Here is a 24,319-nt window from a genome sequence, read left to right on the forward strand (position 1 = left end):
TCGAGGCTAACACGGGCAGGCGCGGCGCGGCGTGATCCCGTGCCCGGCCGGTGGGAAAGCGGGGGGGGGCAATCGGCCTGCCGACGGGCCGGGCGCAACTCAGCCACCCCTGAACATGGAGCCGACGAGATAGGCGATCGAGGCCGCCATCCCGCCGATCAGCAGGGTTTCCAGGCCGGAGCGCCACCAGGGGCTGAGGGACCAGCGGCTCTTGAGCGCGCCGATCGCGAAGAAGGTCGCGGCGGTCGACAGGATCGACAGCCCGAACGCCCCGTTCAGCCCGATCGCGAAGGGCAGCAGCGGCACCATGCCCGCCGCGAGGAAGGCGGCGAAGGTGGCAAGCGCCGCCTTGCGCGGATCGGGGATCCTGGGGTTCAGCCCGTACTCGTCGACGAGCATCATCTGCACCCAGGCCCCGCGATTTTGCGCGATGGCCGCGACCGCCTGATCGAGAACCTCGCCCTCCAGCCCCTTGGCCTGCAGGATCTGGCGCAACTCCTCGCGCTCCCCTTCCGGGTAGAGCTCGATATGGCGTTCTTCCACGGCCCTGAGCCGCTCCATGTCGTCGCGTTCTGCCTTGGTCCCGGAGTAGTTGCTGGCGGCCATGGAGAAGCCGTCGGCCAGCACGTTCGCCGTGCCCAGCGCCAGGATGATCCCGGGCGAGAATCCGGCCCCCTGCACGCCGGCGACGATGGCAAAGGTGGTCACCGCGCCGTCGATCGCGCCATAGACGAAATCCTTGAGATGACCGGCGCCACCGCCGCCCGCACGGTCGAGGCGGCGTGCGATGTCCTCTCGGCCATGGCCATGATCGCTATCAGAAAGCCCGGCCATCGCCCGGATCGGCGCCGTTCCCTCGGCATCGCGCGCCATGCGGTGTCACTCCGCTTCCTGAATGGATTGCAGCCAGTGGATCAGGTCCACGATCGTGCGGTCCGTCAGCATCGGCTGCCCGGCCGGGGTGGCGAGCGCGGCCAGCTCCTTGTCGAAGACCGGGCCGAAGACCGGCATCTCGCCGCCATGGCCGAGCAGCGGGTCGCGCCCGTCGATCTGCCGCGCCACGGCCTCGGTGGGAAAGCGGCCGTCGTTGCGCAGAGCAAGGCGGGTCAGGTCCGGCGGTTCGCGGGTCATGATTTCGGCCAGCGGCCCGCCGCCTTGGGCCGTCGCCCCGTGACAGGTCTGGCAGAACACCATGTAGACATCCTGCCCGGCTGAAACCGATGCCGGATCGGATTGGGCGTGGGCCTGCGAGGCGAGGGCAAGCAGCAGCGGAACGGCATGTTTCATGGACGGATCCTCCTGTCCCCGACCCTGCCACGTGACTGCGCGCTGCGGTTTGACCTGGATCAACGCGCCCGGATGCGGGGCCGGAATAGAGTCGATCCCGACAGGGAGGCGTGATCCACGCCCGAAGGGGGCCCGCATGGAGAGAATACTGGTTGCCACAGACATGGCGGAGCAGGGCGACATCGCACTGCGGCGCGGCGCGGCGCTGGCCAAGGGGCGCAACGCGCAGCTGATCCTGCTGCATGTCATGCAGGACGGTCTGCCCGACGATCTGCACGCGACCTTCGAGGGCGCGCTGATGGCGCGGCTCGAGGGGCAGGCCACCGACCTGCGTGAACGCTTCGGCCTCGACGTGGTCGCCCGTATCGGCGTCGGCACCGATTGGATGGTGATCCTCGACCGGATCGAGGCGGAGGGCGCCGACCTTCTGATAATGGGTGCGCATCGCAATCCCGGTCTGATCGACCTGTTCCGCGGCACGACAGTCGAGCGGGTGGCGAAAGCCTGCGACGTGCCGCTCTTGGTCGCGCGCGACGACACCGACCAGCCCTACAGCTCGGTTCTCCTCGCCACGGATTTCTCGCTCGCTGCGCGCGAGGCGCTGGTGGCCGCGCATCGGCTGGCGCCGGCGGCGCGCATTCGCCTTCTGCATTGCTATTCCGTGCCGTTCGGCGGGGTGCTGCGCGGCACGGCGCGCAAGGGGGTGATGGCCCATGAGCGGCAACTGGCGCGCGCCGAGGCCGAGACCGGCATGGACACCTTCCTCGGCGGGCTCGAAACCATCGTCGGTCCCTCGGACCGGGAGCTGATCGAGGGCGAGACCGTCTCGGCGATACGCGAGGAGATCAGATCCGCGCCCACCGATCTGCTCGTTGTCGGCACCCACGGACGCTCGCGGCTGTCCGAGGCGCTTCTGGGCAGCGTGGCCCGCGGTCTCATGGCCGATCCACCCTGCGACATCCTCGCCGTGCCGCCCTCTATCGACACCTGACCCATTGAAAGGAGCCGGCCATGACCTGCCGCACCATCGCCCTTTGCTTCACCGATACCGCGAGCGCCCCGACACTGGCCCGGGCCGGCGCCGCGCTCGCGCGACATCACGGCGCGCATTTGCTCGGGCTGCATGTGCTGCCCGATCCGGTCGTGCATGCCTCGATCTCGATGTATGTCACAGGTGAGATCCTCAACCAGATCCGCGCCCGGCAGCGCGACACCGCCCTCGAGATCGAGACCGCTTTCAAGAAGGCGGCGGAGGCCGAAGGGGCCACGCCCGAATGGCGTTGCCTCGAGGCGCGGCTCGCCACGATCGGCGAGCGACTGTGCGAAAGCGCGCGTGCCGCCGATCTGGTCCTCGTCATGCGCCCGGAGCGGGACGCGGCGGGCCGGCCGCAGGAGGAGCTGATCCGCAATGCCGGCCGGCCGGTGCTGATGATCCCGCAGGGCTACCAGCCCGCCGCGCTCGGCGCTTCGGCGGTCATCGGCTGGAGCGCCACCCGCGAGGCGACGCGGGCCGCGCATGACGCGGTCCTGTTGCTCGACAAGGGCGCCGAGGTCGTTCTGCTCAGTGTCGAGAGGGCGCCCGATCCGGGCGAACAGGACTATCCGGCCAACGAGATGGCGGCGATGTTCAGCCGGCACGAGATGAACGCGACCGTCACCCACCGGTCACCGGGAGGAAGCCGGATCGCGGAGGTGATCGAGCGCGAGGCTTTCGAGACCGGCGCGAGCTTCATCGCCACCGGGGCTTTCGGTCACTCCAAGGCCTATGACTTCGTGCTGGGCACCGTGACGCGTGACCTGATGCAGCGGGCCAAGCGCCCGGTGCTGTTCTCGAAGTAGAGCCGTCGCGATCCCGGGCTGCCTCTCGGGACACGGCGGAGAAGGGGGCGGCGCCCCGGTAGGGGGCGCCAATCGAGCCGAGCTCTGCGGCGGGGCTATGCCGATTGCCGGGCGCCCGCCGGGAACACCATCAGGTCGCAGGGCGGGGTCCTCAGGAAGTCGTCCTTCAGGCCGCGCATCGGTTCCGCACCGGTGAGAGCGACCAGATCGATGCTCCGGGCCGAAACCTCCTGACGGATGCGAAGGCGCGGATCGCCTTCGACGACGAACAGCTCGGTTTCGGTACCGAACCCCGCGCGGTCGCGGAAACGCGCAGCGGCGTGGGCGCTGTAGGTCGGCGCGACGCCCAGGCCGTGAGGTTCGTCGCAGGGATGGCTGACCGAAGATCGGGCGCGCTCGATCTGCATCAAGTCGATTTTGGAGTCCGGTGCGATCGCACGCAGGACCGGCATGGCCCGCTCGCTCGCCGGGCCTAGATCGACCGTCGCCAGGATGCGGCGATAGGGTGTCTCCGGATCGGAGACCGAGACCAGGACCGGCACGGGGCAGTCGGTCGCCAACCTCTCAACGAAGGTCCCGTTGAACATGTCGAGCCCGTTCGGGTGCACATGCTGCCCGACCACCAGCAGATCGGCCTTCTGCCGTTCGAGAACGGGATAGATGTCCTGCCAGGCGGTTGAATCGGTGCCGCTCACCTCCAGCGCTGGGCCGAAGCGGCATTGGACCCGGGCGCGCAGCGTATCGATGTAACCCTCCGCAAGGGCGGCGAAATGCTCTGCCTGATCCGGCTCTATCCGAAATCTGGCCGCATGGAAGATGTGCAGCCACGCGCCCGTGCGGGCCGCGATGGCAGCGCCCTTCAGGACGGCTTGGTTGCTCGCCTTGGAAAAGTCGGTCGCGGCTATGATCGTCCTCATGGGGCTCACCTGTCGGCTGATTTCGATGCAAGCCAATCTTCCTCTGTCCTGCGCCACGCCGCCTTGCGCCAGATCAAGCTCGCTGCTCCGCAAGGGCGTCGAACCCGGGCGCATTGGTCCTGTCGATGGTCGTGGCGGGGCCGTGACTTGGCAAGGCCGCAGTTGCTCGCGTGCACAGAGAGTCCGCTCCCGAAAAGGCAGCTCTTTTGACCCAAGTTCGCTCTTAGTTGACTGGTCAATGGCTTGTCGGCCCTTGCCCGCAGCTGCGCTTTCACGGTCAGAGCGGAGGGCCATTCGATCCGGAGTAGCAATTCGGCAGGATCCGGGCATGGGACGCGGGGTCGCGTCGCACCGCCCTACGCGATCTTGCCGTTCGATGGTAACATGGCCCCACCTTGCAAGGATCTCAGGCATGACCCCACGATTGGACCTGCGCTGTGCGGATTGCGGAATCCGTCACCGCGCCGTCTGCGCGCGATGCGACGAGGCCGAGCTGGCAAGGCTCGAGGAGGTCAAGTTCTATCGCCGCTACGAGGCCGGGCAGAAGATCGTCTGGGCCGGGGACGAACTGAGCTTCGTGGGCTCGGTCGTCTCGGGCATCGCGACCATGTCGCAGACGCTCGAGGATGGGCGGGTGCAGATGGTCGGCCTGCTGTTGCCGTCGGATTTCATCGGCCGTCCGGGCCGCGAAACCGCCCCCTATGACGTGACGGCCGCGAGCGACGTGACCCTATGCTGTTTTCGCCGCGCGCCATTCGAGCGGCTGCTCGCGGACATGCCGCATGTGTCGGGGCGGCTTCTGGAGATGACGCTCGATGAGTTGGACGCGGCGCGCGAATGGATGATGGTGCTCGGCCGCAAGACTGCGCGCGAGCGCATCGCGAGCCTTCTGGTCTCGGTCGCCCGGCGCGAAGCCAGCTTCGACCTGATGCCCCGCACCCACGACCTGCGCCTCGATCTGCCGCTGACGCGCGAAGCGATGTCCGAATATCTCGGCCTGACCATCGAAACCGTGAGCCGCCAGATCAGCCAGCTCGGCCGCGAAGGGGTGATCGCGCTCGACGACCGGCGACGCATTCTGATCCCCGACCTGGATCGGCTCATCGTCGAGACGGGAGACGACGTGGCCGTGGCTTAACGTCTTCCCGCCGCGCATACGGACTTGGCGTGAAACTGCGTATAACCGTTCGAAAGGGTGCAACGGTGCCGAATGAGACATGGTGCGCTGCAGCGGACGGCGTACGGCTTGGCCGACAGTACCAGATGCTCCAAGCATGGATCGCCGCGGTCTTGCTACTGCCTTTGAAGACCATCTTAGGGCCCCGTCAGTCAAAGCCGTAGTAGGGAGTGACGGTTGGACAGGACGTGTCCGGTCGAGAACCGGACCATCAAGTATAAATATCTTGGAACGAACCTGGCTGGGGCGGTAGGATTCTATTATAAGTTACTGATATCAATTAAGAATATAGCATAACGAAGTATATGGTGTCAACTGTCGGGCAAGCAAAACGCCTTCTGTGTCACAGTCTGTGCCGCAGTGCATCCGACAATTCGAAAGGAGCACTCGAAGGCTATCTGTAAGAGATGACCTCAGTGGCTCGAGTAGGCGAAGGGGACGTGATGAGCAGAGAACCCAGACCGTTGCCGCAGTCCGGACTGAGATCCCCTGAACTGACATTCCCACCCTTCGCTGCGAGCGCTCGATAGGTGGTGTTCCTGCCAAGCTACGGGCAAGAAGGGCGGAAAGCGGACTTCTGCTGCTGTCCGTTCGAGCGGCAGCTCAGCGGACCTTGCCGACCTTCGCTGCATCTGCATGATTTCGGCCGCAGCTGCAAGGACCGCTCTGAGTGAGCGCGGGAAGCGGCCGTTCGCTACGCGCAACACGAACGGCCGCTTCGATGGTAGAGCTCAGACTCGCTTCCGGGAGGCTTCGAAGTCGGCCCTCAGAGGCGCGGTGTCGTAGATGATGGTCATCCGGGTGAAGCGCTGCCGGTCCTCGGTCAACTCGAAGACATCGACGCATTCGAACTCCACGACCTTGCCGCTGGCCAGGGTCCAGACGTAGCGGAAATGCAGAGCGACGGAGCGGCCTTCGAAAGAGCTGTCGAAGACGTTGAGGAGCGTCGTCTCCGACCGGGAGGTATCCGCGAAAAGCTCGGCGTAGAAGTCGTGCGCGGGCCGGACGCCGTAGAGCGGCGACACGATCTCGGCGTCGGGGGTGAAGAGGGCGCGCACGCCCTCCAGATCGCCCGTATTCAGGGCGTCGAGGTAGCGGTGGCAGAGGTCATCGAGGGTCATTCCGGTCTCCTTTGGGGAACCAAGCCCGGACGCCTCTGAACCGATCGAGCCGCCCATGGGCGGCGGCTTCTCTGATCGTCACGCACCATCGAGCCGCCGTCAGGGACGGCGGTAATAGCTCGAAGTCTGATGGCAACGGATCATGGGGTCTCGGTATCGGTCCCATCGAGACCTGTCAAAAACATTCGCCCTTGCCAGAAGACCGATGACAATTCTCCGGGGCGGCGCAGCGGCATTCATTGGCCGGGCCTCCAAACTCCTGCGACAGGCGACCGCTTACTCGCTCCATCCCGCATGACCGGACAGCCGGGCGATCAGAAAGTCCATGAAGATCCGGGTTTTCGGGGTCAGCACGTTGGTACGGGGATAGACCAGCCACAGCACGGAGCGGTCGTTCAACTTCTACTCTGGCAGAACCCGGACAAGCCGGCCCGACGTTGTTGCACATCTCGGTGAGGAGGACCCGCTTAGTGAATCCCCTTCACCGATATGTGCAACAGCGCCGCGATAGGGTCAATTTTTGAAGAAGACCGCCATCACCGCAGCGCTAATCAGTCGGCCCTCTTTAGCTGACCTTCACCCGGTATTACCCCCCCGAGGGCAGTGTCCCCCGTCAGCGCCTCTGGGACATCTGAGTTGATTTTGTAGCGGAGGGTTTCTGGCTCATCGTAACCACCGAGGAGTGGAGATGAGACAGAAACCCGGAACAGCCAGACCGACGGCGGAGTCGCTGGTGAAGGACATCCGTCGGCGCACGCGGAAGCACCATTCAGCCGAGGAGAAGATCCGTATCGTCCTGGATGGGCTGCGAGGCGAAGACAGCATTGCCGAACTCTGCCGGCGCAAGGGGATCGCCACGAGCCTCTATTACAGTTGGTCGAAGGAGTTCCTCGAGGCCGGCAAGAAGCGTCTCGCGGGCGACACGGCCCGCCAGGCCAGCAGCCCCGAGGTCAGGGAGTTGCGGCACGAGGCCTCGGCGCTGAAGGAGGCGGTGGCCGATCTCACCCTGGAGAACCGCCTGCTCAAAAAAAGCATGCTCGGGGATGGGGGAGACGAGGCATGAGATATCCCGCCTCCGAGAAGCTCGAGATCATCCGGCAGGTGGAGCGGTCACACCTGCCGGCGAAACGGACGCTCGACATGATCGGCGTGCCGCGCACGAGCTTCTACCGCTGGTATGATCGCTACCTGTCGCTTGGCCCCGCCGGGCTCGAGGACCGGCCCTCGCGACCGAGCCGGGTCTGGAACCGAATTCCCGACAAGGTGCGCGAGCAGATCGTCGAGCTGGCCCTGGAGCAGCCCGAGCTGTCACCGCGGGAGCTCGCCGCCCGCTTCACCGACACCCGTCGCTACTTCGTGTCCGAGGCCAGCGCCTACAGGGTTCTGAAGGCCCATGACCTGATCACCAGCCCGGCCTTCGTGGTGATCAAGGCGGCGGACGAGTTCCACGAGAAGACGACCCGGCCGAACCAGCTCTGGCAGACCGACTTCACCTATCTGAAGGTCATCAGCTGGGGCTGGTTCTACCTCTCGACCATCCTCGACGACTACAGCCGCTACGTCGTCGCCTGGCGGCTCTGCACGACGATGAAGGCTTCGGATGTGACCGCGACGCTGGAAGATGCCCTGGCCGCCTCGGGCTGCGACCGGGCCACCGTCGCCCACCGGCCCCGGCTGCTCAGCGACAATGGCAGCAGCTACATCTCCGGGGAGCTGGCCGGTTGGCTCGGTGACAAAGGCATGGACCATGTGCGCGGCGCCCCGAACCACCCCCAGACCCAGGGCAAGATCGAGCGCTGGCACCAGACCCTGAAGAACCGCATCCTGCTCGAGAACTACTACCTGCCCGGGGCGCTCGAAGAAGCCGTGGCGGCTTTCGTCGACCACTACAACCATCACCGCTACCACGAGAGCCTCGGCAATCTCGCCCCTGTCGACGTCTATCTCGGCAGGGCCGACACCATCCTCAATCGACGAAAGGAGATCAAAGCCAGGACGATCGAAAAGCGCCGTTCGCTGCATCGCCAGACGGCGGCATGAACCGAACCTTGAACGAGCCAGACCCTCCGTTCGACATCAGACCATCGTGTCCCAAATCATCTGACGACGGACAGGACAGAGCGGAAGAAGTGGACAGGCTCAATGCCTCGGGGCCTTACTCCGGCGCAAAGGTTCAAGCAGGTCCAGCAGGATCTCGAGAGGATCGCCGAATACTATGGCGGCTGGATGCCTGAAGGCACACGCAATACTTGGCTGCATCTGTTCGGTGTCAGCCTCAGCCACCAAGTGGATGTCGGCGATGTAGAGGGCTTCGTGGAGGCGGCCGCCGCTTGCGTGACGCCTGGCCTCGACGAAAGCGATGTTCGCGCGATCGCCAGGCAGGCCAAAGAGAAGGCCCAACTGCCCCGCACCTCGAACCCCCGTTTGGACGGCCGCTATCATTACCCCGGCCATGGCATCGCCGATCGGCTTGGCATCACCGCCGATATGGCATGGGAGCTTGGGCTGCGGCAGATCGTTCCTCTGGCCGAGCTGAAGCGCCGCAGGGCCGACAAGGAGCGGCAACGGCGTGCCAAGGCAGGCGCACTATCCCGCGCCGAGTGGCTCGATCAGAATAACGCCTCCCGCACCAAGCCATGGGAGCAACTCGGGATCGGCAGGACGAAGTATTACCGGCTGAAGAAGGCCGGATTGCTCGAGGATCTCGTTGCCGAACAAAGCGGACAGGTCCGTGCCCGCAACAGGGGCGTAGCCATAGCCGTAGCCCCCACCGGGGGCGAAGAGACGAGGTCCAGACAGGCAGAACCCAACCAGCAGGCGCAGGCGGCGCAGGAACCGAAAAACGGCCCAACAGGCGAAGGGCACCCACGGCTTTGCAGTCGACGGACCTCATCGCGACGAGAGGTCCATCGGCAGCAAAGGCCGGGATGCTCAGCCAAGAAGGAAGATCAGAAAGGGAAACGGAAAGAGCGGACTTGTGGCCCGGCAATCCCGCCGGGCACTTCCTCATCGGGAGTTTTACCATGTTCGACTGTTACGACCCCGCTCTCGCCGCGCTCCAGACCTTCCTTCGCGGCCGCTCGGAAGCACTGCAGAGCGCAGCCTTGCTTCTGGGCGGCCAACCTGCGCTCAAGGCGACCCAAGGGCTTCTCGACGAGGTCCGTGCGTCTACGGCGCTCTCACGGCGTCTACAGCGCGATCTCGGGAAGCTGCATGCGCTCCTCTCGTTGGAGCATGTGCAGGACCCCGACCGTCCGGAGGCAGGCTACTTCGCGGCGATCGATCCGTCATGGTCGTGCGTCGAGGAGATCTGTCTCCTCGCAGACGAACTGGCGGAAGTGTTCGATGCGGTCATACCGACCGAAGCGCTGACGCTAGCACCAAGGGCTGCCTGAGCGGCTCCTCACGTCAGCCCAAACAAGGATGGGCTGGCGTCTTGTCAGGCGTCGCCTCCTGCGGCGCCCAGAACTCGAGGATCCGAAGATGGATGATATCGAGACACTCATGATCGACTACGTGCAGTTCGGCCGCATTTTTGCCGATCGCTGGAAGGCCATGAACCTGGCCGACGAGATCGAAGACCTGCCGGGCGGCATTGATCTATACGTGCGTCGCCTGGAAACGCGCCGGGCGTGTCCCGAAGAAGGCGAGGATGTCGCTGCAATGCTGCCGCGGCAGCTTCAAGCCGTCCGCAAAGCCACTTTGGCGGCCAAGGACGCGGCAGATCCCACCAGCGGTGAGCGGATTTCACTCGATAAGAAACTGAACGATATCGGCGAGCTTTGCCGCGCATGGCAGAAACTGTCTGCGCTCAGGGGCTCGATCCTGGACCGTAAGGCCGCACGAATGCTCTGTGAACCTGATTGAGATGCTACATAACCTTTCAGCAAGCTCGGTTTCGCGCTCGCTGAAAGGTCGTGACGCCCTCAGGTGCCTCGTCGCCCATCAAGCCAAGGCCTGAAGGTGTTCAAATGCGGCCCGCTTCATTGCATTGGCCGGCAGGCGAAGCGAACGCAACGCCAGAATCTTCTTCAGGTCCTTGGCCGCTCGCTGAACCTGATCCCCCGTTTGGCTGTCTTCACGAACAAAGTCGAAAACGGGCTGTGTGCTCTTGTCGTCCTTGATAACGACGGTTGCCGCTTCGCCGTCGTCGGTCAGGGTCACCTCGACTTCGAGGTTGTCCGTCCGGGCCAGATTGGAACGGAGAATGACTGGGAAGCCGTAATGACGCTTGCGGCCGATCTCGATCTTGAAGTCAGCCTTGTCGATTGCGGCCTTGAGGTCCTTCGTGTTGTGCGCGGTGTAATGGATGTTGAGAACGGTGCCATGCTTGTGCCCGGCAATTGCCTGCCGTTGACCATCGGTGACATCCGCACTGCGCAGCATGCTCGAGAGAGTTTTCCGCATGGCGTAGAAATCTTCGTCGAAATCACCGAGGCCAAGGTGATCAAGGATACGGCGGAAATGCTTTCCAAAGGCGCTGGTGACGTCGCCCTTCGTCGAACGCCTGACGGCCTCGGGGAACAGGAGAACGCCATGTTCGTCGGGCAGGGCCTGGAACCACTCGACGAAGCCGAGGTCGAGGAGGAGCTGGGGAAGCGGGACGATACGGTTGGCGTCTTCGGTTTTTCCTGTGTTTGCCGGACCCGATGCGATTGCAAGGCAGAAATGCCCGTTCCGGAGGCGGACATCGGTCCGCTTGAGAAGGAGGATCTCCTCGATCCGGGAACCCAGCGTCAAGACGATCAGCGGCACCCAGTAGGTTGCATCGCGGATGATATGATTGCCGCGGCGCCAGCGGCGGGCAGAGGAAAAGCATCCCGTGAAGATCGGCGATGTGAGAAATGCGGTGAGACGCTCCTCGGACCATGGCATCCGGAGCTTGGGCTTGGTGACGCGAACATAAAGTTCGTCCTGGGGGGCTTGCGCGGCCAAGTGCCGTTCCACTTCCTTATAGGACAGCATGTCCATCTGCGGAGCACCGAGGTCCCGCGCGCTTACGAGCATGCGGTTCAGGGCATCGCGCTTGTTCTTCAAAGTGGACATAGTCAGCCGCGGGGTGAGCTTCTCGGCCAGGATCGCGCGCTTCTCGGCATTCGAGATGTCGGTCCGGTGGCGGAGTTCCTCGGTTACGAGAAAATCCGCGGCATCGGCGGCTTCAATCTCATCGTTCTTCAGAACGACAGCCGCCTCGGACTTAAAGCGGTTCTTGCCGTGACCCTTGCCTTGCTTCTTCGGGAGGCGCGCCATCCAGGCGAAGAAAGCCTTCTGGCGTTCCTTGGTAATCGCGGTGACCGGAACATCGCCGAAGAACTCCAGCGCGACCCGGGCGATCGCGTCGATGTTCCCCTTCATGGAGGGGGTGGGGTGGTTCTTCAGGGTCTGCTCCCAGGCCTGCGACAGCAGCACCGGCGCCTGCACGAAGGTGTCGAAGTCGTCGATCCCGTGCGCCGCGCGCAGATCGACTGAGGAGGGACGGACGTCGTCGCCTTCAAGCACATGGATTTCGACGTCGTTCAGGCTGCGCTTCAAATTCATGGCCTGGCTGCCGAGATCGGCAGTCATGGGCTCGGGCAGGGGGAGCGACACCAGTTCGCTGGCCTTCTGCAAAAGGGCTTGAACGGCGCTCCAGTCCTGGCGCCGGGAGGCGCGACGGAGCGCCTTGTTCTCGACTTCCAGCTTCTCGATCCGCGCATCCAGCTCGTCATCGGAGGCACCGCCCATGGCATTCTGCTCGTCGAGGATGCGAGCGAGTTCGGTGCGCAGAATCTCCGTGAGAAGGCTCTTGGCATCGGCGGGGGCGAGCAGGTTGTTCTTCAGTGCGTCCACGATCTTCTGTCCCTCTGTCTCGTAGACCGTGAGCAGCGCGGCTGAGCGCTTCACGGCGTCGAGGGGGACGTCGGTTCGCAGGGACAGACAAAGAAAAAGTTTGGATCGCTGGTTTGACTCGGTCCTTGGCAGCCGCTTCCGAAAATAAAAGACCCGCCCGCGGCGCAACAGGTAGGGCCCGGCATGGTGGCGGGCGCGTCGGCGGCGTCTGGCGGGCTGGGATGACCGCGGCGGTGTCACATCATGTGTCACACGCGGTGTCACAGCCGCGGACGGCTGTAGCACATGATTCGATTCAGAGGGCTTCGCGGCTCTGATTTCATTGGGTTTTTGGGAAAACCTGGCTGGGGTGGTAGGATTCGAACCTACGGTACACGGTACCAAAAACCGCTGCCTTACCACTTGGCTACACCCCAGCAGGTGTGGCGGCTGTCTAACCTTGTCGGTGGGCGGCCGCAAGAGTGGGAGAGGCAGTTTTTGCGCTTCGCCGGGGCATTTTTCGAGATGCCCCGGCGGAAGGCGGCGGTGCCCGGCCGGTGGTCCGCCGGGCGGCACGGTCAGAGGCGGATCGGGTCGGACTTCGCGAGGCGATCGAAGCCCATCAGCGTCTTGACCAGCTTCGGCATGGCGTCGAGCGGCACCATGTTCGGGCCGTCCGAGGGGGCGGTGTCGGGCGCCTCGTGGGTCTCGATGAACACCGCCGCGATTCCGAGGCTCACGGCGGCGCGCGCCATCACCGGGGCAAACTCGCGCTGGCCGCCCGAGGCGCCGCCCAACCCGCCGGGCTGCTGCACCGAATGGGTCGCGTCCATCACCACCGGGTAGCCGGTCTTCATCATCTCGGGCAGCGACCGCATGTCGGCCACTAGCGTGTTGTAACCGAAGGAGACGCCGCGCTCGGTGAGCAGGATGCGGCGGTTGCCGGTCGAGGCGATCTTCTCGGCGACATTGGCCATGTCCCACGGCGCGAGGAACTGGCCCTTCTTGACGTTGATCACCGCCCCGGTCTCGCCCGCCGCCAGCAGCAGGTCGGTCTGGCGGCACAGGAAGGCCGGGATCTGAAGGATGTCGGCGACTTCGGCGACAGGCACGCAGTGATCGGCGCCGTGGATGTCGGTCAGCACCGGGCAGCCGATGGCGCGCTTGACGTCCTCGAGCACCTTGAGCCCGGCCTCCATCCCGAGGCCGCGCTTGCCCGAAAGCGAGGTGCGGTTGGCCTTGTCGTAGCTGCCCTTGAATACGAACTGCGCGCCATGTGCCGCGCAGGCCTCGGCCATGCGGCCGGCGATCATCTGGGCGTGGTCGGACGATTCGAGCTGGCACGGCCCGGCGATCAGGGTGAGGGGATGGTCGTTGCCGACGGTGAGCGGGCCGATGGAGACGTCGATCATGGGGCAGGGGCCTTTCGGGTGGCTGTCGCCCCCGGTCTAGCGCGCGCGAGGGGCGGCGTCACGCGCCGCCCGCAAGCCACCTCAGCTCGAGACCTGTTCGCGCAGGATCGAGACGGTGAGCGACAGCATCAGGTAGATGCCCGAGAAGATCAGGAAGGCCAGCGCCGTGTTCTCGACCGCCCGGGGGTAGGTCGCCTCGTCCGGGGCCACCGGCTCGACCCCGAGCGACAGGTAGCGCACCTGCCGGTTGGCCTCGATCTGGGCCGCTTCCATCTGCTGCAGCGCCTGCTGCACCAGGAGCGTCTGGAAGCCGTAATCCTCCTCGGCCAGCCGCAGCTCGGTGTTGCGCGCGGCGAGGGAGGCGCCCTGCTCGGAGGCCTCGGTCATCTCGCGGCGCAGATCCGAGATCAGCGCCTCGATCCCCGCGATCTGGCTGCGGACCGAGTTGACCTGCGCCTCGTTGGGGCGGCGCACGCCGAGCCGGGTCTGCAGTTCGAGCTGCAGCTGCTGGCGCTGGGTCTCGAGCGCCGAGATCTGCTGGGTGCGGGCCGCGGTTTCGCCCACCGGGTCGATCTGCTGCACCTCCTGCTGGATGCGCAGCCAGTTGGCCAGCGCGTCGGCGCGGCGCGCCTCGGCCGCCTCGTAGCTGTCGCGCGCACCCTGCATCTGGTCGTTGCGCAGCCGCGAGGTGAGCTGGTCGACCTGCTCCTCGGCATAGCCCAGCAGCGCCTCGGAGAAGCGTTGCGACGTCTCGGGATCGGGCGCGATCACCTCCATCTTCACGATGCCCTCGGTCGGGTCGTAGGAGATCTTCACGTGATCCTGGTAGAGCGCGTAGGCGGCCTCGTTGGTCGCCGGCTGCGGCAGGCGCTGCAGCGGGTCGATCTCGGGGTCCGAGAACACCTCCTTGAAGCCCTCCTCCTCGTCGAGCCGCACCATCGCGGCGCGCGAGGTGAGGTAGGACTGCACGGTGATGCTGTCCTGCTGGGTCGCCATCGAGGTGCCCTGGAACATCCCGCCCAGCCCCGCGCCGGATTGCGGCTCGGCCTGCTGGATCACGAATTCCGAACGGGTGGCGTACATTGGCGTCGCCACGACGAAGAAATAGTATCCCGCCACCACCGTCGGCAGCAGCACGAACAGCGCCAAGCGCAGCATCAGCAGCCCCATCCGGCGGCGACGACGCCGCGCGAGATCGCGCTGGATGCCGCGGATCTCCGAGGCGCGGCGCTCGGCCGTGTCGGAGGGGATCACCCGCTCGGTCGAGGGCAGGTCGCGGCTCCGGTCGGGGACGGTGGAGGGCAGCTGCACCCGCGGCTCAGACGTGATCTCTTCCATGGCGGTCTCCTGTGCCGGGACCACCAGCTCGATGATGTTGGACCGCTGGAACGGATCGATGCCGAGATCGCGCAGCTGGCGCACCGCGTCGAAATCCGAGGTGATGTCGAGGCCCTGCTTCTGCGCCACCCGGCGGGCCATGCGCAGCTGCCGTCCCGTCAGCCCCTCGCGGCGGATCCGGTCGATCTGCTGCGCCACCTCGTCATTGCCGTCGCCATCGCCGGGCGCGGTTTCGGGCATCTGCTGCTGCAAGGGGTGCATCGCCATCGCCGAGGCGGCACGCGCGGCGGCCTCGGCGGCCTGCTCCTCGGCGCGGGCCGGATCGGCGGGGCGGGGGGTGAGCGGCGCGCCGGCGCGCAGCCGGTAGCGGGTGACCCTAGGCGGAGTAGTCATAGAGCTCGCGCGCCTCCTCGAGTGTGTCGAACATGTGCAGCTTGCCGTTCCGCAGCACCGCCGCCTGCCGGGCAAACCGCTCCAGCGTCTGCGGCTGGTGCGAGACGATGATCACCGTCGTGGTCTCGAGCCGCTCGCGCAGGATCTCGCCGGCCTTGCGGTTGAACTCCGCATCGGTGGTCTGGGGCATGCCCTCGTCGATCAGGTAGATGTCGAAATCGAGCGCCAGCATCAACGAGAAGGTGAAGCGCGCGCGCATGCCCTGGCTGTAGGTGCCGACCGGCCGGTCGAAATACTCGGCGATGCCGCAGAGCCAGCGGCAGAAGGCCTCCACGTAGTCGGGGTCGAGCCCATAGAGCCGGGCGATATAGCGGGCGTTCTCGCGGGCGCTGTGGCGCGGCACCACCCCGCCCATGAAGCCCAGCGGAAAGGAGATCCGGCTGCCGCGGGTGATCCGGCCCTCGTCGGGCTTCTCCAGCCCGGCCATCATGTTGATCAGCGTGGTCTTGCCGGTGCCGTTGGGCGCCAGGATGCCGAGCGAACGGCCAAGCTCCACCCGGAACGACGCCCGGTCGAGGATGATCTTGCGCTGCTTGCCGGTCCAGAAGGACTTGCTGACCTGATCGAATTCGAGCATCGGCTTTCCCGTTCGGCCTTTCCCCGTGCCTCAACCCATGATGCGGCATCGGGGTCGGCCTACCCCGGTGTAACCATGGTTTATGGCGAAAGGGCGCCAAAATCCTTACCAAAGCGGGGGAATGTTTCCCCCGACCGCCCCGAACCACCGCTGCCTGCGGCGAAACCGTGGCGCGCCTCGCGCGTTTGTCGACGAACCCCCTCCAATGGAGTCGCGACATGCGCAAATTCGTCAAGTACTTCGCTCTCTACAAGCTGGCCCGCAAGGTGCTTCGCCGCGGCCGGCGGGTCTGAGCCCGCTCTTGCGCGGGGGCGGCAGGCACATAGATCGGGCCCATGGATCAACTTCGTGCCGATCTTTCCGCCTGCCGCCTCTGCGCGGATCGTTTCGCGGCCACCGCGACGCGGCACGCGCCGCGCCCGGTGGTCTGGTTTCGCCCCGGCGCCCGGCTGCTGATCGCCAGCCAGGCACCGGGGCTTCGCGTTCACGAGGCGGGAACGCCGTTCTGGGACCGGTCGGGCAAGCGGCTCCGCGACTGGCTCGGCATGGACGAGGACACCTTCTACGACCGTTCGCGCGTCGCCATCGTGCCGATGGCCTTCTGCTTTCCGGGTTATGACGCCAAGGGGTCGGACCTGCCGCCGCCGCCGGTCTGTGCGCGGGTCTGGCGTGACCGGGTTCTGTCCGAGCTGACCGATATCCGTCTCACCGTGCTGATCGGTGGTGCAGCGATGAACTGGCATCTGGGTCGCGGCCCCGGCGTGACCGAACGGGTGCGCGCCTGGCGCGACTACGCCCCCGATGTCTTCCCCTTGCCTCACCCGTCCTGGCGCAATACCGCATGGCTCAAGCGCAACCCCTGGTTCGACGAGGAGGTGCTGCCCGCCCTGAAGGCGCGCGTGCGCGAGGTGATGGAGGAGTGACGCATGGAAACCGGTCTCGATCTGGCCGCGGCCGAGATGGACGCCGCCCCCGAGGATGACGCGGCGCGGCTGCGCTTCTACGGCCGTCTCGCGGATGCCGAACTCTACCTGCTGCTCGCCGAGGAGGCGGGCGAGGAAAGCGTGACCCCCGCGACCCTCGAAGAGGGCGGGCAGGTCTACGCGCTGGCCTTCGACCGCGAGGAACGGCTGTCGGACCACGCGGGCACGGCTGCCTTTCACGCCGCCGTGCCGGGTCGCGCACTCGCCCAGATCCTCGGCGCGCAGGGGCTCGGCCTCGCGCTCAACCCCGGTTTCGCCTCGGCCCGGCTGTTGCCGCCCGAGGCGCTGGGCTGGCTCGCCGAGACGCTGACCCACGCGCCGCAGGAGGCCGCCGATCGCCCGGTCGCTGTCAATCCGCCCAAGGATTTTCCCGAAGATCTGCTCGCCGCACTGGACCAGAAGCTGACCTCGGCGCGCGGGCTGGCGCGCGAAGCGTTCCTTGTGCGGGTCGAATATGCCGATGGGCGCGAGGCGCCGCTGCTGGCCTTCCTCGATCCGGCGCCGATGGCCGAACGCGGCCTCGCCGTCGCGGTGGGCGAGGCGCTGACCTTCTCGGGGCTGGAGGAGGGTGCGCTCGACGTGACCTTCCTCGCCTCCGAGAGCGAGACGGCGCGCCGCATCGCCCGCGTCGGCCTGCGCCTGAAGCTGCCGCAGCCCCATGTGGCGACCGGCCCCAAGGCCCCGGGCAGCGATCCGGACAAGCCGCCGCGCCTGCACTGAGGCGTCAGTAGCCGCGCGCCCGATCGACCTCGAACAGGAGCGGCTCGCCAGCCTCGGCGCGGCGGATGTTCTCTGCGATCACCCGTGCCGCCGTGGCGGGCCGGGTGGCCGAGGCGACATGCGGCGTCACCGTGACCCGCGGATGGGCCCAGTAGGGGTGCTCGCGGGGCAGCGGCTCGGTGCGGAACACGTCGAGCGTGGCGTGACCGATCCGGCCCGCATCGAGCGCCTCGAGCAGCGCCGCGTCATCGATCAGCGCGCCGCGCCCGGGGTTGATCAGCGCCGCGCCCGGCGCCGGCAGCGCGAGGCGCGCGGCATCCAGTAGACCCTCCGTCTCGGGCGTCAGCGGCAGCAGCGCGACGATGATCTCCGCCCCCGTGAGGGCGGTGGTCAGCCCGTCCTCGCCCGACAGGCAGCGCAGCCCCTCGATCCGCTTGGGCGTCCGGCTCCAGCCGGTCACCGGAAATCCCAGCCCGGCCAGCGTCGTCGCGCAGGCGCAGCCCAGCGCACCCAGCCCCAGCACCGTGACCGGCCGGTCTGCGGCCAGGGGCGGCGGCACCGGGGTCCAGTCGCGTTCGGGGTTCACCACATGCGCATCCATCCCGAGATGGTGGCGCAGCACGTGGCCGGTCACGTATTCGACCATGCCGCGTTCGAGGCCGGCATCGACCATCCGTGTCAGCGGCTGGGTCAGCGTGGCATTGCCGACGATCCGCTCCACCCCGGCCCAGAGCGACAGCACCGCGCGGATGCGGGTAAAGGGCGTGAAGTCGCGCAGATCGTCATTCGGGGCATAGACGATGTAGTCGACCGTATCGGGCGCCGCCTCGCGTACCACCTCGGCCGTGATCCCGGCATGGGCCAGGGCGGAGGGCAGCAGGTCGCGATAGTCGGCCCAGTCGCTCTCGGGGGCGGAGAACAGGATATTCATGTCACCTCGGCTTGTGGACATGCGCGCTCTGCACCAGCCCGAAGGCCAGCAGCAGCACCAGCATCGCCGATCCGCCATAGCTCACCAGCGGCAGCGGCACGCCCACCACCGGGGCCAGACCCATCACCATCGACATGTTGACCGCGAAGAACAGGAAGAAGGTCATCGCGATGCCGATCGTCACCAGCGAGGCGAAGCGGTCGCGGTTGTTCACAGCCGAGACGAGGCAGAAGAAGATGATCAGCGCGTAGAGCGCGAGCAGCGTGGAGGCTCCGACGAAGCCGAACTCCTCGGCCAGCGTGGTGAAGATGAAGTCGGTGTGCTTCTCGGGCAGGAAGTTGAGCCGCGATTGCGTGCCCTGCATGAAGCCGCGCCCGGTCCAGCCGCCCGATCCCAGCGCGATCTTGGCCTGGGTGATGTGGTAGCCCGCCCCGAGCGGGTCGTTCGACGGGTCGAGGAAGGTGTCGATCCGGCGGTACTGGTAATCCTTGAGGAGCTGCCAGGTCGTGCCGCGCGAGGCGAAGACGGCATAGATCGTGCCGACTCCGGCGGCGATCACGGTGGCAAAATAGGCCCAGTGGACGCCCGCCGCGAACATCACCGTGGCGCCGCCGATCAGCAGCAGCAGCGCCGTGCCCAGATCGGGCTGGGCCAGCGTCAGCAGCGTCGGGATCGAGATGAACACCACCGGCAGCAGCACCCAGAACGGATGCGATGTCCGCCTGAGCGGCAACCAGTCGTAATAGGCGGCGAGGAACATCACGAGGCTGATCTTCATCAGCTCGGAGGGCTGCAGCCGGATCGGGCCGAGATCGATCCAGCGCTGCGCGCCCATGCCGACCTCGCCGAACATGTCGACCGCGACCAGAAGCGCCAGCGAGCCGCCATAGGCGATCAGCGCCATGTTGCGCCAGAACCAGATCGGCACCATCGCGACCACCAGCATCGCCACCATGCCGACGCCGAAACGCTTGAGCTGCGGCTCCATCCACGGCGTCGCCGAGCCGCCGGCCACCGAGTAGAGCATCAGGAAGCCGAAGCTCGACACGGCGGCGAGCAGCAGGATCACCGGCCAGTTCAGGTAGAGCAGCTTGCGAAAGCCGGTCGGGACGAACTTGGCGTTGGTCTCTAGGTAGCTCATCTCAGGCCCTGTCCGACGCGGTCATGCCGCGCGCCACGTGGTTCTCGATCCGCTTCTGCTGCTCGGCGATCGCGTCGCGCAGGTTGGAGGGATAGGCCTCCAGCGGCGGGGGGCCGTCATAGAGGGCCTGCAGCGTCACGTCGCGGGCGATCGGCGCGGCGACCGACGAGCCGCCGCCGCCATGTTCGACCACCACCGACACCGCGAAGCGCGGGTTGTCATAGGGCGCGAAATTGACCCACAGCGCGTGGTCGCGCCGTTCCCAGGGCAGGTCGGCGTTGGAGGTGACGCCGCGCGCCCGTTCCTCGGCGGTGATCCGGCGCACCTGGCTGGTGCCGGACTTGCCCGCCATCTGCATCCCCTCGGCCACGATCCGCGCTCCGAAGCCGGTGCCGCGTTGAGCGTTGGAGACGTCGAACATCGCCGCGCGCACCCGGCGCAGGAAATTCTCGTTGAGGCCCATCGGCTCGCCCGCGCCGGAGGGCTGGATCACGCCGCCCACCGAGTGCACCAGCCGCGGCCGCACGTCGCGGCCGGTCGCCAGACGGGCCGACATCACCGCCAGCTGCAGCGGCGTCGCCAGCACGTAGCCCTGGCCGATCGAGGCGTTGACCGTGTCGCCGATCCGCCACGCCTCGCCGTAGCGGTCGCGCTTCCACTGCGTGTCGGGGGCCACGCCCATGCTCACCGCCGACATCGGCACGTCGTGCTCGACGCCGACGCCGAGACGGCGGGCCATTTCGGCGATGCGGTCGATGCCGATCTTCTGGCTGACCTCGTAGTAATAGACGTCGCAGCTCTCCTGCAGGGAGCGGTGCATGTTGACGTTGCCGTGCCCGCCGCGCTTCCAGCAGTGGAAGCGGGTGCCGCCCACCTCGGTATAGCCGGGGCAGTACTCGGTGTCCTCGGGGCCGACGAGCCCCGATTCCAGCGCCGCCATGGCGACCACCATCTTGAAGGTCGAACCGGGCGGGTAGGCGCCCTGCACGGTCTTGGCCGAAAGGGGGCGGTACTTGTTTTCGTTGAGCGCCCGCCAGTCGGGACCGGAGATGCCCCGCACGAAGAGGTTCGGGTCGAAGGTCGGCGCGGAGGCCACGGCGCGCAGGTCGCCGCTCTCCAGATCCATCACCACCACCGAGGCGCTCTCGCCCTCGAGCCGTGCCTCGGCGTAGCTCTGCAGCCGGCTGTCGATGGCGAGCTGGATATCGGCGCCCGACTTGCCTTCCTCGCGGTCGATCTCGCGCATCACCCGGCCGGCAGCGTTGACCTCGATCCGCTTGGTGCCGGCGCTGCCGCGCAGCACGTCCTCGTATTTCGCCTCGACCCCGGTCTTGCCGATCTGGAAGCGCGGGATCTGCAGCAGCGGGTCGGGATCCTCCATCTTTGAGAGGTCGTAATCCGAGACCGGGCCGACATAGCCCACCACATGCGCGGTGTCCGAGCCGCGCGGGTAATGCCGCGACAGGCCGACCTCGGCGGTGATGCCGGGCAGGGCGGGGGCGTTGACGGTGACCTTGGCGACGTCGTCCCACGGCACCCGCTCGGCCACGGTGACCGGCACGAAGGCGGGGCGGCGGGCCATCTCGGCCTTGGCGCTTTCGACCTCCTCGGGCGACAGGTTGATCAGCCGCGCCAGCCGGTCGAGCGTGTCATCGACATCGCCCGCATCCTCGCGGGTGATGATGACGCGGTAGTTCTGCTCGTTGACCGCGAGCGGCACGCCGTTGCGGTCGAACACCAGCCCGCGCGCCGGTGCGATCAGCCGCATGTTGATGCGGTTCTCCTCGGCGAGGCTGCGATAGATGTCGCCCTCATCGACCTGCATCGAGCGCATCCGCCAGCCCAGCACGCCGACCATGGCGAGCTGCGAGGCGCCGATCACCAAGCTGCGGCGCCCGATGCTGCGCGCACTTTGCTGGGTTTCCTTGGGGGGACGTTTCATGTCGAGATCCTCCGTCGGGAGTCGATCTGGCCGCGGCCGATGCCCAGAATCCAGCGCGCCGCGAAGGCCACCACCGGGTAGGCCAGCGCCGTGGCGAGCGCCTGGCTCACCACTAGGGTCCAGGGCGGTGCCGGGATCACCGCGATCCATAGCACGAACTGCGTCGCCGCGAGGATGCCCGCGATGGCCAGCGCCGCGGCCAGCCATTCGGCGGCAAAGCCGCCGGCGCGCAGCCGGACATGCCTCCGCCGCAGCATCTCGGTCGCGATCACCGTCAGCGCGGCGCCGAGCCCCGGGGGCCGCTGGAACAGGAAATCGACCAGCAGCACCACTGCCGCGATCAGCCAGACCGGCACCAGCTCCGGGCGGCGGATCGTCCAGAGCAGCAGCGCGGCGAGCAGCAGGTCCGGCCCGGCCCAGCGCGGCGGCAGCGTGTCGAGCGGCAGCAGCCGCAGGAAGACCAGCGCCAGCGCCAGCGCGGCGAAGCCCGCCCGTCCGATCCAGAGCCGGGCCTGACGCGGGCTAGCCATCGGGGGTCTCCGCGCCGGGATCGGAGGTTTCGTCCACCGCGCCCGCGAGGCTCTCCGGTGCCGGGGCCGGCGGGCCGAACATCTCGCGCGGCTCTGGCACGATCAGTCGGCCGGTCTCGTCGACGGTCTCGGCCTGATGGCTGCGCAGCACCCGCAGGAACTCAAGCCGGCCGTAATCGGCGGCGAGCCGGATCCGCAGCCGGCCATCGGCGCCCAGCGCCACCTGGCCCACCAGCAGGTCGGCCGGGAACATGCCGCCATCGCCCGACGACACCACCCGGTCGCCGGGGCGCACCAGATCGGGGTTCTCGAGGAAGTCGATCGGCGGGTAGAGCGTGTTGTCGCCCGCCAGGATCGCCCGCTGGCCCGAGGGCTGGATCGTCACTGGGATGCGCGAGGAGGTGTCGGTCAGCAGCAGCACGCGGCTGGTGCCCTGACCTACCCCCGAGATCCGGCCGACCAGCCCGATCCCGTCCATCGCAGGCCAGCCATCGAGCACGCCGTCGCGGGCGCCGACATTGACCAGCACCGACTGCCGGAAGGGCGAGCCGCTATCGGCCATCACCACGCCGGTGATGTAGGTCAGCCGCGGGTCGAGCCGGACGTTGTTGAGATCAAGCAGCTTGGCGTTCTCCTGCTCCAGCTGCAGCGCCGCCTCGCGCCAGGCACGCATCTGCTGCAGCTCGCGCCGCAGCTGCTGGTTCTGCTCGTGCAGATGCGCGTAGCTCTGGAAGTTGGAGGCCATGACGGCGAGGCCGGTGACCGGCGCCAGTGCCCAATCGAAGGAGGGCAGAACCCGGTCGATCACCTCGGCGCGGATACGCTCGACCCGCGGGCTGTCTATCCGCCACAGCGCGAACAGCGCCACGAGCGCCAGCAGCAGCAGCCCGACCAGCAGCCTGCGGATCGGTCGGGCGAAGGTCTCGCCATTGTGTCGTGCTTTCGCCAAGGAGCGGGCACCCCCTCGTCATCTGGCCATCCGGCCCCCGCCGGTCATCCGGTCGGAGGCCTGGCGCCGCGGGGGCGCCGTTCAGCTGTCGTAGTCTATCACATGGCGCAGCTGCTTCTCGTATTCCAGCGCCTTGCCGGTACCGAGTGCGACGCAGTTGAGCGATTCGTCGGCCACCGAGATGGCGAGGCCGGTCTGCTCGCGCAACGCGAGGTCGAGCTGGCCCAGAAGCGCGCCGCCACCGGTGAGCATCACGCCGCGATCGACGATGTCGGCGGCGAGATCCGGCGGCGTCGCCTCGAGCGCGGTCATCACCGCCTCGCAGATCTGCTGCACCGGCTCGGCCAGCGCCTCGGCGATCTGCGCCTGGCTGATCTCGGTCTCCTTGGGCACGCCGTTGAGCAGGTCGCGGCCCCGGATATGCATCGACTGGCCGCGGCCGTCATCGGGCATCCGCGCCGTGCCGATCTGGGTCTTGATGCGCTCGGCCGTGGCCTCGCCCACCAGCAGGTTGTGCTGGCGGCGCAGGTAGCTGACGATCGCCTCGTCCATCCGGTCGCCGCCGACCCGCACCGAGCGGGCATAGACGATGTCGCCGAGCGACAGCACCGCGACCTCGGTGGTGCCGCCGCCGATATCCACGACCATGTTGCCGGTCGGATCGGTGATCGGCATGCCCGACCCGATCGCCGCCGCGATCGGCTCCGCGATCAGCCCGGCGCGGCGGGCGCCGGCGGACAGGACCGACTGCCGGATCGCGCGCTTTTCCACCGGGGTCGCGCCATGCGGCACGCAGACGATGATCTTGGGCTTGGAGAAGGTCGTCCGCTTGTGCACCTTGCGGATGAAATACTTGATCATTTCCTCGGCGACGTCGAAATCGGCGATGACGCCCTCGCGCATCGGCCGGATCGCCTCGATCGAGCCGGGGGTCCGGCCCAGCATCAGCTTGGCGTCCTCACCCACGGCGAGCACTTTCTTCACGCCGTCCTTGACGTGGTAGGCCACCACGGAGGGTTCGGACAGCACGATGCCACGTCCCTTGACGTAGACCAGCGTGTTCGCGGTCCCCAGGTCGATCGCCATGTCAGACGAAAACAAGCTGCCCAATCCGAACATGGCGTGATCTATCCCGTTTCCAGTGTCATGAAAGCCCGCGATTCCGCATAAGGCGAGCCTCGCGCCTTATAGGCA

Annotated in this window: 24 protein-coding genes and 1 tRNA gene; 8 read left to right on the plus strand and 17 right to left on the minus strand. The window is 66.9% G+C overall.

The features are described from left to right. Nucleotides 1-99: 99 nt before the first annotated feature. Nucleotides 100-873, minus strand: coding sequence for a VIT1/CCC1 transporter family protein (locus tag T8T21_RS15135; protein ID WP_322336196.1), 774 nt, complete (start codon nucleotides 871-873; stop codon nucleotides 100-102). A gap of 6 nt (nucleotides 874-879) precedes the next feature. Continuing rightward, nucleotides 880-1,287 (minus strand): c-type cytochrome, encoded by a 408-nt coding sequence (locus T8T21_RS15140; RefSeq protein ID WP_322336197.1) that lies wholly within the window; start codon nucleotides 1,285-1,287, stop codon nucleotides 880-882. A 136-nt stretch (nucleotides 1,288-1,423) separates the two neighbouring features. Between T8T21_RS15140 and T8T21_RS15145 the strand changes: the two genes are divergently transcribed. Together T8T21_RS15145 and T8T21_RS15150 are read left to right on the plus strand one after the other, a co-directional pair. Further along, nucleotides 1,424-2,278, plus strand: coding sequence for a universal stress protein (locus tag T8T21_RS15145; protein WP_322336198.1), 855 nt, complete (start codon nucleotides 1,424-1,426; stop codon nucleotides 2,276-2,278). Nucleotides 2,279-2,298: 20 nt separating this feature from the next. Continuing rightward, complete coding sequence (locus T8T21_RS15150) at nucleotides 2,299-3,126, plus strand: universal stress protein (RefSeq protein WP_322336199.1); 828 nt, start codon at nucleotides 2,299-2,301, stop codon at nucleotides 3,124-3,126. 95 nt (nucleotides 3,127-3,221) lie between these two features. Here T8T21_RS15150 and T8T21_RS15155 read toward each other — a convergent pair whose 3' ends face one another. Next, nucleotides 3,222-4,136 carry a universal stress protein gene (locus T8T21_RS15155; protein WP_322336200.1) on the minus strand — a complete coding sequence of 305 codons (915 nt, stop codon included), beginning with the start codon at nucleotides 4,134-4,136 and terminating at the stop codon, nucleotides 3,222-3,224. A 319-nt stretch (nucleotides 4,137-4,455) separates the two neighbouring features. Between T8T21_RS15155 and fnrL the strand changes: the two genes are divergently transcribed. Further along, nucleotides 4,456-5,181 (plus strand): transcriptional regulator FnrL, encoded by a 726-nt coding sequence (fnrL, locus tag T8T21_RS15160; protein WP_322336201.1) that lies wholly within the window; start codon nucleotides 4,456-4,458, stop codon nucleotides 5,179-5,181. Between the two features lie 770 nt (nucleotides 5,182-5,951). Here fnrL and T8T21_RS15165 read toward each other — a convergent pair. Together T8T21_RS15165 and T8T21_RS15170 are read right to left on the minus strand one after the other, a co-directional pair. Then, on the minus strand, nucleotides 5,952-6,341 hold the full coding sequence (locus T8T21_RS15165; RefSeq protein ID WP_322336202.1) for a nuclear transport factor 2 family protein: 390 nt from the start codon (nucleotides 6,339-6,341) through the stop codon (nucleotides 5,952-5,954). A gap of 276 nt (nucleotides 6,342-6,617) precedes the next feature. Further along, a complete protein-coding gene (locus tag T8T21_RS15170; protein ID WP_322336203.1) occupies nucleotides 6,618-6,740 on the minus strand; it encodes a hypothetical protein in 123 nt (40 codons plus the stop codon). Between the two features lie 289 nt (nucleotides 6,741-7,029). On the opposite strand from T8T21_RS15170, the gene T8T21_RS15175 reads away from it, so the two are divergent. Further along, nucleotides 7,030-8,381 (plus strand): IS3 family transposase gene (locus T8T21_RS15175; RefSeq protein WP_322336204.1). Its coding sequence is split into 2 segments (ribosomal slippage): nucleotides 7,030-7,366 and nucleotides 7,366-8,381, totalling 1,353 coding nucleotides; the frame shifts between segments, so codons are not numbered across the junction. A 99-nt stretch (nucleotides 8,382-8,480) separates the two neighbouring features. On the opposite strand, the gene T8T21_RS15180 is transcribed toward T8T21_RS15175, so the two are convergent. Continuing rightward, nucleotides 8,481-8,906 carry a hypothetical protein gene (locus T8T21_RS15180; protein ID WP_322336205.1) on the minus strand — a complete coding sequence of 142 codons (426 nt, stop codon included), beginning with the start codon at nucleotides 8,904-8,906 and terminating at the stop codon, nucleotides 8,481-8,483. 458 nt (nucleotides 8,907-9,364) lie between these two features. On the opposite strand from T8T21_RS15180, the gene T8T21_RS15185 reads away from it, so the two are divergent. Both T8T21_RS15185 and T8T21_RS15190 read left to right on the plus strand, forming a co-directional pair. Beyond that, nucleotides 9,365-9,736: a hypothetical protein gene (locus tag T8T21_RS15185; RefSeq protein WP_322336206.1), complete on the plus strand. Its 372-nt coding sequence runs from the start codon at nucleotides 9,365-9,367 to the stop codon at nucleotides 9,734-9,736. 88 nt (nucleotides 9,737-9,824) lie between these two features. Then, entirely contained in the window at nucleotides 9,825-10,208 is a 384-nt protein-coding gene (locus tag T8T21_RS15190) for a hypothetical protein (protein ID WP_322336207.1), read from the plus strand. A gap of 78 nt (nucleotides 10,209-10,286) precedes the next feature. Here the strand turns inward: T8T21_RS15190 and T8T21_RS15195 are convergent, their stop codons facing one another. The 5 genes from T8T21_RS15195 to T8T21_RS15215 form a co-directional block, all read right to left on the minus strand. Next, a complete protein-coding gene (locus tag T8T21_RS15195) occupies nucleotides 10,287-12,170 on the minus strand; it encodes a site-specific integrase (RefSeq protein WP_322336208.1) in 1,884 nt (627 codons plus the stop codon). A gap of 341 nt (nucleotides 12,171-12,511) precedes the next feature. Continuing rightward, nucleotides 12,512-12,586 (minus strand) — tRNA-Gln (locus T8T21_RS15200). 141 nt (nucleotides 12,587-12,727) lie between these two features. Further along, a complete protein-coding gene (kdsA, locus tag T8T21_RS15205; RefSeq protein WP_322336209.1) occupies nucleotides 12,728-13,561 on the minus strand; it encodes a 3-deoxy-8-phosphooctulonate synthase in 834 nt (277 codons plus the stop codon). 81 nt (nucleotides 13,562-13,642) lie between these two features. Then, nucleotides 13,643-15,292, minus strand: coding sequence for a capsule biosynthesis protein (locus T8T21_RS15210; RefSeq protein WP_322336210.1), 1,650 nt, complete (start codon nucleotides 15,290-15,292; stop codon nucleotides 13,643-13,645). Next, complete coding sequence (locus tag T8T21_RS15215; protein WP_183471036.1) at nucleotides 15,276-15,929, minus strand: ABC transporter ATP-binding protein; 654 nt, start codon at nucleotides 15,927-15,929, stop codon at nucleotides 15,276-15,278. The genes T8T21_RS15210 and T8T21_RS15215 overlap by 17 nt, the downstream gene beginning before the upstream one ends. A gap of 335 nt (nucleotides 15,930-16,264) precedes the next feature. Here T8T21_RS15215 and T8T21_RS15220 point away from each other — a divergent pair, with 335 nt between their 5' ends. Together T8T21_RS15220 and T8T21_RS15225 are read left to right on the plus strand one after the other, a co-directional pair. Next, complete coding sequence (locus tag T8T21_RS15220; RefSeq protein ID WP_322336211.1) at nucleotides 16,265-16,852, plus strand: uracil-DNA glycosylase family protein; 588 nt, start codon at nucleotides 16,265-16,267, stop codon at nucleotides 16,850-16,852. A 3-nt stretch (nucleotides 16,853-16,855) separates the two neighbouring features. Further along, nucleotides 16,856-17,632 (plus strand): SseB family protein, encoded by a 777-nt coding sequence (locus tag T8T21_RS15225; protein ID WP_322336212.1) that lies wholly within the window; start codon nucleotides 16,856-16,858, stop codon nucleotides 17,630-17,632. A gap of 4 nt (nucleotides 17,633-17,636) precedes the next feature. Here T8T21_RS15225 and T8T21_RS15230 read toward each other — a convergent pair whose 3' ends face one another. From T8T21_RS15230 to T8T21_RS15255, 6 genes are all read right to left on the minus strand, one after another. Beyond that, nucleotides 17,637-18,563, minus strand: a complete 927-nt coding sequence (locus T8T21_RS15230) for a 2-hydroxyacid dehydrogenase (RefSeq protein ID WP_322336213.1) — start codon at nucleotides 18,561-18,563, stop codon at nucleotides 17,637-17,639. A 1-nt stretch (nucleotide 18,564) separates the two neighbouring features. After that, nucleotides 18,565-19,704 (minus strand): rod shape-determining protein RodA, encoded by a 1,140-nt coding sequence (gene rodA, locus T8T21_RS15235; RefSeq protein WP_322336214.1) that lies wholly within the window; start codon nucleotides 19,702-19,704, stop codon nucleotides 18,565-18,567. Nucleotide 19,705: 1 nt separating this feature from the next. After that, nucleotides 19,706-21,646 (minus strand): penicillin-binding protein 2, encoded by a 1,941-nt coding sequence (gene mrdA, locus T8T21_RS15240; RefSeq protein WP_322336215.1) that lies wholly within the window; start codon nucleotides 21,644-21,646, stop codon nucleotides 19,706-19,708. Further along, nucleotides 21,643-22,176: a rod shape-determining protein MreD gene (locus tag T8T21_RS15245; RefSeq protein ID WP_322336216.1), complete on the minus strand. Its 534-nt coding sequence runs from the start codon at nucleotides 22,174-22,176 to the stop codon at nucleotides 21,643-21,645. The genes mrdA and T8T21_RS15245 overlap by 4 nt, the downstream gene beginning before the upstream one ends. Continuing rightward, nucleotides 22,169-23,125, minus strand: coding sequence for a rod shape-determining protein MreC (mreC, locus tag T8T21_RS15250; RefSeq protein ID WP_183471023.1), 957 nt, complete (start codon nucleotides 23,123-23,125; stop codon nucleotides 22,169-22,171). Before mreC ends, T8T21_RS15245 begins: the two co-directional genes overlap by 8 nt. Before the next feature lie 81 nt (nucleotides 23,126-23,206). Then, entirely contained in the window at nucleotides 23,207-24,244 is a 1,038-nt protein-coding gene (locus T8T21_RS15255) for a rod shape-determining protein (RefSeq protein WP_085895516.1), read from the minus strand. Nucleotides 24,245-24,319 lie beyond the last annotated feature (75 nt).

It is taken from the genome of Limimaricola variabilis (genome assembly GCF_034371605.1).
Taxonomy (GTDB): domain Bacteria; phylum Pseudomonadota; class Alphaproteobacteria; order Rhodobacterales; family Rhodobacteraceae; genus Limimaricola; species Limimaricola variabilis.

What these genes read in the sequence shown, in the direction of transcription:
- T8T21_RS15245 (WP_322336216.1), bottom strand. Translation starts at nt 22,176, where the DNA reads ATGGCTAGCCCGCGTCAGGCCCGGCTCTGGATCGGACGGGCGGGCTTC.
- T8T21_RS15140 (WP_322336197.1), bottom strand. Translation starts at nt 1,287, where the DNA reads ATGAAACATGCCGTTCCGCTGCTGCTTGCCCTCGCCTCGCAGGCCCAC.
- kdsA (WP_322336209.1), bottom strand. Translation starts at nt 13,561, where the DNA reads ATGATCGACGTCTCCATCGGCCCGCTCACCGTCGGCAACGACCATCCC.
- fnrL (WP_322336201.1), top strand. Translation starts at nt 4,456, where the DNA reads ATGACCCCACGATTGGACCTGCGCTGTGCGGATTGCGGAATCCGTCAC.
- T8T21_RS15230 (WP_322336213.1), bottom strand. Translation starts at nt 18,563, where the DNA reads ATGAATATCCTGTTCTCCGCCCCCGAGAGCGACTGGGCCGACTATCGC.
- T8T21_RS15135 (WP_322336196.1), bottom strand. Translation starts at nt 873, where the DNA reads ATGGCGCGCGATGCCGAGGGAACGGCGCCGATCCGGGCGATGGCCGGG.
- T8T21_RS15215 (WP_183471036.1), bottom strand. Translation starts at nt 15,929, where the DNA reads ATGCTCGAATTCGATCAGGTCAGCAAGTCCTTCTGGACCGGCAAGCAG.
- T8T21_RS15145 (WP_322336198.1), top strand. Translation starts at nt 1,424, where the DNA reads ATGGAGAGAATACTGGTTGCCACAGACATGGCGGAGCAGGGCGACATC.
- T8T21_RS15190 (WP_322336207.1), top strand. Translation starts at nt 9,825, where the DNA reads ATGGATGATATCGAGACACTCATGATCGACTACGTGCAGTTCGGCCGC.
- T8T21_RS15225 (WP_322336212.1), top strand. Translation starts at nt 16,856, where the DNA reads ATGGAAACCGGTCTCGATCTGGCCGCGGCCGAGATGGACGCCGCCCCC.
- T8T21_RS15255 (WP_085895516.1), bottom strand. Translation starts at nt 24,244, where the DNA reads ATGTTCGGATTGGGCAGCTTGTTTTCGTCTGACATGGCGATCGACCTG.
- T8T21_RS15220 (WP_322336211.1), top strand. Translation starts at nt 16,265, where the DNA reads ATGGATCAACTTCGTGCCGATCTTTCCGCCTGCCGCCTCTGCGCGGAT.
- mrdA (WP_322336215.1), bottom strand. Translation starts at nt 21,646, where the DNA reads ATGAAACGTCCCCCCAAGGAAACCCAGCAAAGTGCGCGCAGCATCGGG.
- T8T21_RS15150 (WP_322336199.1), top strand. Translation starts at nt 2,299, where the DNA reads ATGACCTGCCGCACCATCGCCCTTTGCTTCACCGATACCGCGAGCGCC.
- T8T21_RS15210 (WP_322336210.1), bottom strand. Translation starts at nt 15,292, where the DNA reads ATGACTACTCCGCCTAGGGTCACCCGCTACCGGCTGCGCGCCGGCGCG.
- T8T21_RS15165 (WP_322336202.1), bottom strand. Translation starts at nt 6,341, where the DNA reads ATGACCCTCGATGACCTCTGCCACCGCTACCTCGACGCCCTGAATACG.
- rodA (WP_322336214.1), bottom strand. Translation starts at nt 19,704, where the DNA reads ATGAGCTACCTAGAGACCAACGCCAAGTTCGTCCCGACCGGCTTTCGC.
- T8T21_RS15185 (WP_322336206.1), top strand. Translation starts at nt 9,365, where the DNA reads ATGTTCGACTGTTACGACCCCGCTCTCGCCGCGCTCCAGACCTTCCTT.